We start from the raw sequence: 7,630 nt of genomic DNA, 5'->3' as shown, positions 1-7,630 counted from the left end.
TCCTCGAGTCGCTGCCTCAGCCGGTCAACCGGAATCCGCAACCCCGTGGCGATCCGTTCCAGCGACTCCTTGAGATGCGGGATGTTCTGACCCGTCCGCGACCCCTCCATCGGCTCAATGAAGTTGCCCTTCCGCTCGATGTTGTAGACCGTCATGAACAGATCGGCCTCGTTCTCGCCCAGTACCTTTTTGATCTCCTCCTGCGTCCACAGGTAGAACCGCCCCTCGACCCCTTCGCTGTCCGCGTCCTGCGCCGAGTGGAAACCGCCCTCCGGCGACCGCATCTCGCGCAGCACGTAGCCCAGCACCTCACGCGCCGTCTCCGCGTACTCCGACCGTCCCGTCGCCTGATAGGCCTCGACGTACGCCATCGTCAGCAGCGCCTGGTCGTAGAGCATCTTCTCGAAGTGCGGCACCAGCCACCGCTCATCCGTCGAATAGCGGTGGAACCCGAAGCCGATGTGATCGTAAAGCCCCCCTCGACGCATCTCCTGCAGCGTCTTCTCCGCCATCGCCAGCGCGTGCGGCTCGTCGTAACGCCGCCAGTAGCGAAGCAGGAACGCCAGGTTGTGCGGCGTGGGAAACTTCGGCGCCCCGCGAAACCCTCCGTAGTGCTCGTCGAACTGCTCGGCAAGTTCCTTGTACGCCGCCGGCAGAATCTCGGCTGAGAGCATCGCCGACTCGTGCGACGCCTGATCGTGCAGATACCCCACGATCCGGTCCGCCGTCGACGTCACTTCCTCCCGCTGATCCCGCCACATCTGCCGGATCCGCGGCACCAGGTCCATCATGCCCACCCGTCCGAACCGCGTCTCCCGCGGAATGTACGTCGCCGCGTAGAACGGTTTCTTCTCCGGCGTCATGATGATGGTCAGCGGCCAGCCGCCGCTGCCCGTGAGCATCTGGCAGACCGTCATGTACACCCCGTCGATGTCCGGCCGCTCCTCCCGGTCCACCTTGACGTTGACGAACGCCTCGTTCATCAGTTCCGCGACGTGAGGATCCTCGAACGACTCCCGCTCCATCACGTGGCACCAGTGGCACGTGGCGTAGCCGATCGAAAGGAATACCGGCTTGTCCTCCCCGCGGGCCCGCTCAAACGCCTCCTCGCCCCACGGAAACCAGTCCACCGGATTTTCCGCGTGTTGCAGCAGGTACGGGCTCTTCTCGTCGGCCAGACGATTCACGTGTCCGACCTCGCTTCCATGATGATCCTCATGACGATGGCGATGGTGATTGTGATGACTGGACATGCGACACACCCCCCACAACGGCCTCCTGGCGACCGAAACGCAACGGTCACGACCCCAGCCATCATATTCTAATCGCCCGACCGCTGATCGTCCAACATTTCCCCTTCTCGATCCCGCGGCGGACAGGCCACATCCACCTGATTCCATTCACGAGCTTGGCGCGCAACGGGTTCTGCGAAAGACCTGTGACAAGAAAGGAAACATCCGATCAGGACTTGGGAAGCGCCTCAGCCACCACCACCGTGATGTCGTCGCCCGTGTGCAACGAACTCTCCAACGAGTCCAGAACGCCATGGAACGCCTGGACCAGTTCCTCCGCCCCCAGATGGTGCAGTTTCGCCAGCGCCTCGACCACCTTGCGCTCCGTGTGCTCGTCGTGGCCGAACGCCTGCTCCAGACCGTCGGTAATCATCACCAACTTGTCGCCCGGAGCCAACTTCACCCGCACGTCCGGATACTCGCTGTCTTCGAACACGCCCAACAACGGACCCGGCACCTCAATCCGCGAAACCTGGCCGCTCGAATCGATCAGGATCGGAAGCGGATGCCCTCCCCGGGCCACCGAAAGCTCGAACGTCTTTGTATTCAGCACGGCGTAGCACGCGGTCACGAACTGCTGCTCCGGAAGCTGCATCTCACTCAGGTCCGCGTTGAGTTTCGACAGCGACCGACCGGGCGGAACCAGCACGTACGAGTTCTCGCCGATCTCTTTGGTCACCAGCGCCCGTTTGACGAACAGCGTCATCAACCCAGCCGCCACTCCGTGTCCCACCACGTCCGCCACGTAGAAACCCACGTGGTGCTCGTCCAGCCGGAACACGTCGTAAATGTCGCCGCTGACCCAGCTCGCCGGCCGGTACAACGCGGCAAACCGGGCACGATCGCCGTTGGGCAACTGCTTGGGCAGGAAGTCCTGCTGCACCCGCCAAGCCAGGCGAAGCTCCTGGTGGAGTTCCTCAAAACTGTTGTTCAGACTCGAAGCCCACTGCTCCAACTGCCCGAGATACTTCTCCGACCGGTCGAACACCTGCCGGTAGTCCAGCATCGCCGCGATCCGCCCCCGCAGTTCCTCCGCCCCCACGTCCCAGCCGCACCACTGGATCTTCGGCAGCACGTCCGCCGTCGTCCACCACCCGTCGTACCGCAGCTTCGGATCGTCAGCCAGGATGATGCACTGCAAATTCTGCTCACTCACCGCCGCCACCCACCGACCCAGGCGCTTGCGGACCTCCAAGTCGTCTCCACGAACCGCCAGGACCAACCCGGGGCAATCCCGGACCAGCGGCAGATCGTCCGACCCCTGACCCGCGGGATGCACGCGCAGACAAGCCGCCCCGGATGCCTCCAACTCCGACACCCCGGGGGGAACCTGCCGATCCGACAAAACGACCGGCACCGGAGGGGCTGAAACCGCCCCGTCTCGATCTTGCTCATGAATGTCTGGGACCATCGCCGGCATAGCGTCTCAAGGTGGACTGGTCACGGTTACCATTGCCTTACTCGGCGCTTTGGCCCCAACCCTTGACTTACCCCCCGGATGACTCCCCCCGCCCCACCCTCCTCCACCCATAACGTCCTATAATATCTCGCCTTGCGCGATCTCAACCGGCCTCCTTTCGCCGTTTCCCACTACCAATCGCCTCCCCGGCCGTTATAATTGGGCAGGCAACGCCCAGCCGCGGCAAACAGGGAAACTGCCCATGCTCCTGGTAGGCATCGACGAAGCGGGATACGGACCGGTGCTCGGACCGCTGGTGATCTCAGCGGTCGGGTTTCGCATTCCCTCTGCGCTCGGCTCGATGTGCCTCTGGGAACTGCTCTCCGAAAGCGTCACGAACAAACCCTCCCGCAAGACCGGCAAACTCGTCATCACCGACAGCAAAAAGCTCTACGCCGATCGCTCATCCCTCGCCAACCTCGAACGCAGCGCCCTGGCCCCCATCTGGAGCGCCGCCGATCCCCGGCCCGAGACCCTCACCGCCCTACTGAAAGCCATATCACTTGATCCTGATCCACATTTATACCACCAGTGGTATTGCCACGCCGACCCGTCCATCCCCTGCGAAGCCGATCGTGACGACCTGCGGATCGCCGTGAAGATGTTTGCCGGCGAACTCCGCGACCTCGACGCCGCCGTTGAGTTCGTCCGGAGCATTCCCATGGTCGAAGCCCGATTCAATCATCTCTACGACCGGATGCGCAACAAGTCGGCCCTCCTGCTCAACGAGACGATCCGCCTGATCGACTCGATCATCCGCACAACCAAGGAACGGGAAATCCTGATCTATCTCGACCGCCAGAGCGGCCGCACGCGATACACCGACACGCTCCTGCGATGCTTCGGGGCCTCCGGGACCATCGAAGTCCTCGAGGAGACCGACGACCACAGCGGCTACAGCCTTTCCTGGGGCGGCAAGGCCATCCGGCTGCACTTCCTGGTCAAAGGCGAGACCCGCCAGCTTCCGATCGCCCTCGCCTCGATCGTCAGCAAGTACCTGCGCGAGCTGTTCATGCTCCAGTTCAACGATTACTGGGTCCGCCTGTGCCCTCAGATCAAACCGACCGCTGGCTACCACCAGGACGGCCTGCGGTTCATCACGGAACTCGTCGCGGCGCTCCAGGAAAAGCGCGTGCCGCTGCGAGCCCTGCTGCGGCACGACCAGGAGAGCCACTGGCATCGCGGCCGGACCTCGTGACCCAACGGCCGGATTGGCCGCGCCGTAAGCGGTTTCCAGTGCTGATTTCGCGTTTTTTGCTTGCCTCTGATGACCCCCACCGATACCTTAGTGAAATTTTGAAGCCCGGCGCGCGGCGCGCCTTGGCCGGCGGTGCAGGTCATCCTTCGGATTGCATCCTGCCGATAGTAATGTAACTTCAGCGGACGACGAAAGTTTCGTCGATGACCCGCGGAACGGTCCCGTTTATTTCAGAGAGGTAACGCAGGTGAACACGAGCACTAGGAGAAGGTTGATGCTGCTGGGCGTCGTGGCCGCAGCGGCGCTCGCGGTCGTGGTTTGCCCGTCCGCATTGGGACAGCAAACGGAGATGCAGGCGCAGACGGAAATCGCCACTGTCGGTCCGCTGGCGGAACCGGTGATTGAAATACCGCCGATCTGGTGGCTGGCCCCGATCGGGTCGGTCATCGCCCTGTTCGCCGCGTGGGTGCTCTACGGCCAGGTCAAGAAGGCGGGCGAAGGCGACGAACGGATGAAGGAGATCGCCGGCTACGTCCGCGAGGGCGCGATGGCCTACCTGAGACGCCAGTACAAGGTGGTGGCGATCTTCTTTATCGTGGTCAGCGTCGTGCTCGGCCTGATGGGATACATCGGCGTGCAGCACCCGCTGGTGTTCATCGCGTTCCTGACCGGCGGTTTCTTTTCCGGTCTGTGCGGTTTTCTCGGCATGAAGACCGCGACCCTGGCCAGCAACCGGACCGCCCAGGGGGCCAAGGAAAGCCTCAACCGCGGCCTGCAGGTCGCGTTCCGGGCCGGCGCCGTCATGGGCCTGGTCGTGGTCGGTTTCGGCCTGCTCGATATCACCCTTTGGTTCCTGGTGCTGACCAAGCTCGCTCCGGCCCTCGGGCATCCGATGGACCTGATCGAGATCACCGTCGTGATGCTCTGCTTCGGCATGGGCGCCAGCTCGCAGGCCCTCTTCGCCCGCGTCGGCGGCGGCATCTACACCAAGGCGGCCGACGTCGGCGCCGACCTGGTCGGCAAGGTCGAGGCGGGAATCCCCGAAGACGACCCGCGCAACCCGGCGACCATCGCGGACAACGTGGGCGACAACGTCGGCGACGTGGCCGGCATGGGCGCCGACCTTTACGAGAGCTACTGCGGATCGATCCTGGCCACGGCGGCCCTCGGCGTGGCCGCGATCGCCGCGCTCGGCGGGCTGCAGGGCAACGAGCTGCTCGCCGCCCAGGTCAAGATGATCGCGTTGCCGATGGTGCTGGCGGGCATCGGGATCGTCATGAGCATCGTCGGCATCCTGCTGGTTCGCACCAAGGAGAACGCGACGATGCGCGACCTGCTGGGCGCGTTGAGCTTCGGCATCAACGCCAGCAGCGTGCTGATCGTGATCGCAGCCGCCGTCCTGTGCCACTGGCTGCTCGGCGGCATCGAGGGCGTCAGCCCGTGGGGCATATTCGGGTCGATCGTCAGCGGCTTGGTCGCGGGCATTCTCATCGGCAAGAGCACCGAATACTACACGAGTTACGAGTACAAGCCCACCCAGAACATCAGCCGTCAGTCCGAGACCGGACCGGCCACCGTCATCATCGCGGGCATCGCCAGCGGCATGCGGAGCACGTGGGCCTCGCTGGCCACCGTGATCGTCGCGATCATGTTCGCCTTCGCCTTCGCGGGCGGCTTCGAACAGTTTGAGCTCGGCCTCTACGGCGTGGGCATCGCCGCGGTCGGCATGCTGGCCACCCTCGGCATCACCCTGGCCACCGACGCGTACGGCCCGATCGCCGACAACGCCGGCGGCAACGCCGAGATGACCCACCAGCCGGCGGAGGTCCGCAAGCGCACCGACGCCCTCGACAGCCTCGGCAACACCACCGCGGCCACCGGCAAGGGCTTCGCCATCGGTTCGGCGGCCCTGACCGCCCTGGCCCTGATGGCGGCGTACGTCGAGGAGGTCCGCGTGGGCCAGAACCGCGAGGCCCAAGCCTTTATCGAGGCCCAGCCGAACGTAAAGGTCAATCAGGTTTACTACATGGGCCACAGCAAGTGGGCCCGCGTGACGGACGCGGTCGAGAAAGGCGGCAAGCTCGTCTACAACGCGACGGCCATGATGGACCTCGAGCGGATCAGCGACAACGCGCCGGAACCGCTGGCCCTGGGCGCTCTGGCCCTTGAGATCAGCGATCTGGATGAGGATAACACCCGAACCGCCCGCGTGGCGGAACTCAAAAAGCCGCTGGTCCTGGTCGGCGCGTCGAAGGCCTCGCTCAAGCAGTACATGGAGTTCTACGACGTGACGCTGATGAACCCGCAGGTGCTCTGCGGGATTTTCGCGGGCGTCTTGTTGGTGTTCCTGTTCTGCGCGATGACGATGGAGGCGGTCGGCCGTGCGGCCTCGGCGATGGTGATCGAGGTTCGCCGGCAGTTCAAGGAGATCCCGGGCATCATGGAGGGCACGGGCCGTCCGGACTACGCCCGATGCGTGGCGATCTCGACCGCTGGGGCGCAGCGGGAGATGATCATTCCCTCGCTGCTGGCGATCGTGGTGCCGGTGGGCGTCGGACTGGTCCTCGGCGTACCCGGCGTACTGGGCCTGCTGGCCGGAGGCCTGACCTGCGGCTTCGGCGTGGCCATCTTCATGGCCAACGCGGGCGGCGCGTGGGACAACGCCAAGAAGCTCATCGAGACCGGCCAGTTCGGCGGCAAGGGCTCAGCCAACCACAAGGCGACCGTGGTCGGCGACACCGTCGGCGACCCGTTCAAGGACACCTCCGGCCCGAGCCTCAACATCCTCATCAAGCTGATGAGCATGGTCTCGGTCGTCTTCGCGGGCTTGATCGTCAAGTACGCCCCGAAGATCGCGGACCTGATCGGCCTGGCCGGCTAGGCCGCTTCGGCGGATAAGCAGATAAAAAGGGCGATCCCGCTTGGGACGCCCTTTTTATTTGTCGGGATCAGGGACTCGGGACCAGGGGTTGGGGGCTGCGACGCAGCCGCGGGTTCACCCGCCTTCTTGCGGCGTTGGTGTTCGGACGGCGGGTGAACCTGCTCCGCCTTGGGCGGATCAGAACCACCCGCCCTACTCGTGCGAAGAGGCAGAGGGATGCGAACGTGGCCTGGGAAGCCCTGCCACGGCCCAATCGGGAAGAGGGCAATATCGTGAACTGCCTGGACAGCATCGATTATTCGTGCCCGGAATACGGCGACCTGTACGATGAACTGCCGTTGTGGTCCGCGCCGTTCGGGCTGCGGCTGCTCGACCGCGTGCCGATCAGGCCGGGATTGACGATTCTGGACGTTGGAGCCGGCACCGGGTTTCTCACGCTCGAACTGGCCCAGCGGTGCGGTTCGACGAGCAGGGTCATCGCGGTGGACCCGTGGACGGCGGCCATGGCCCGGCTTCGCCGCAAGCTGGCGCACCTGGGTTTAGACAATGTTGTCCTGCTCGAACAGGACGCCGCTGCGCTCGATCTGCCGGATTCGTCAGTTAACGTGATCGTCTCGAACCTCGGCGTCAACAACTTCGCGGATGTTGACGCGGTGATGCGCGAATTGCATCGCGTCGCCAAACCGGGCGCGGGCCTGTTCCTGACGACGAATCCGGCCGGTCACATGGCTGAGTTCTACGACGTATTCCGCGCCGCCCTGGTCGAACTCGGGCAGAGCGACCGGTTGCCCGCCCTTGAC

General features: G+C 64.4%; 5 protein-coding genes. 3 read left to right on the top strand and 2 right to left on the bottom strand.

Annotated elements, in window-relative coordinates; translation table 11 throughout:
• Both GXY33_06880 and GXY33_06875 read right to left on the bottom strand, forming a co-directional pair.
• Positions 1-1,253: thioredoxin domain-containing protein (locus tag GXY33_06880; protein NLX04850.1), on the bottom strand; the 1,253-nt coding region annotated here is incomplete at its 3' end.
• Positions 1,254-1,461: 208 nt separating this feature from the next.
• Positions 1,462-2,610, bottom strand: coding sequence for a PP2C family protein-serine/threonine phosphatase (locus GXY33_06875; protein ID NLX04849.1), 1,149 nt, complete (start codon positions 2,608-2,610; stop codon positions 1,462-1,464).
• 343 nt (positions 2,611-2,953) lie between these two features.
• On the opposite strand from GXY33_06875, the gene GXY33_06870 reads away from it, so the two are divergent.
• From GXY33_06870 to GXY33_06860, 3 genes are all read left to right on the top strand, one after another.
• Complete coding sequence (locus GXY33_06870) at positions 2,954-3,949, top strand: hypothetical protein (protein ID NLX04848.1); 996 nt, start codon at positions 2,954-2,956, stop codon at positions 3,947-3,949.
• A gap of 349 nt (positions 3,950-4,298) precedes the next feature.
• Positions 4,299-6,830: a sodium-translocating pyrophosphatase gene (locus tag GXY33_06865; GenBank protein ID NLX04847.1), complete on the top strand. Its 2,532-nt coding sequence runs from the start codon at positions 4,299-4,301 to the stop codon at positions 6,828-6,830.
• Positions 6,831-7,120: 290 nt separating this feature from the next.
• Positions 7,121-7,630 (top strand): methyltransferase domain-containing protein (locus tag GXY33_06860; protein NLX04846.1); only part of this gene is annotated, 510 nt, incomplete at its 3' end.

This window comes from Phycisphaerae bacterium (assembly GCA_012729815.1).
Classification (GTDB): Bacteria; Planctomycetota; Phycisphaerae; order JAAYCJ01; family JAAYCJ01; genus JAAYCJ01.
This window is presented reverse-complemented; position numbering and strand designations above follow the sequence as displayed.

Bases quoted from the DNA above. Each gene is read 5' to 3' on its own strand.
- GXY33_06865 (NLX04847.1), top strand. From the start codon at position 4,299: ATGCAGGCGCAGACGGAAATCGCCACTGTCGGTCCGCTGGCGGAACCG.
- GXY33_06870 (NLX04848.1), top strand. From the start codon at position 2,954: ATGCTCCTGGTAGGCATCGACGAAGCGGGATACGGACCGGTGCTCGGA.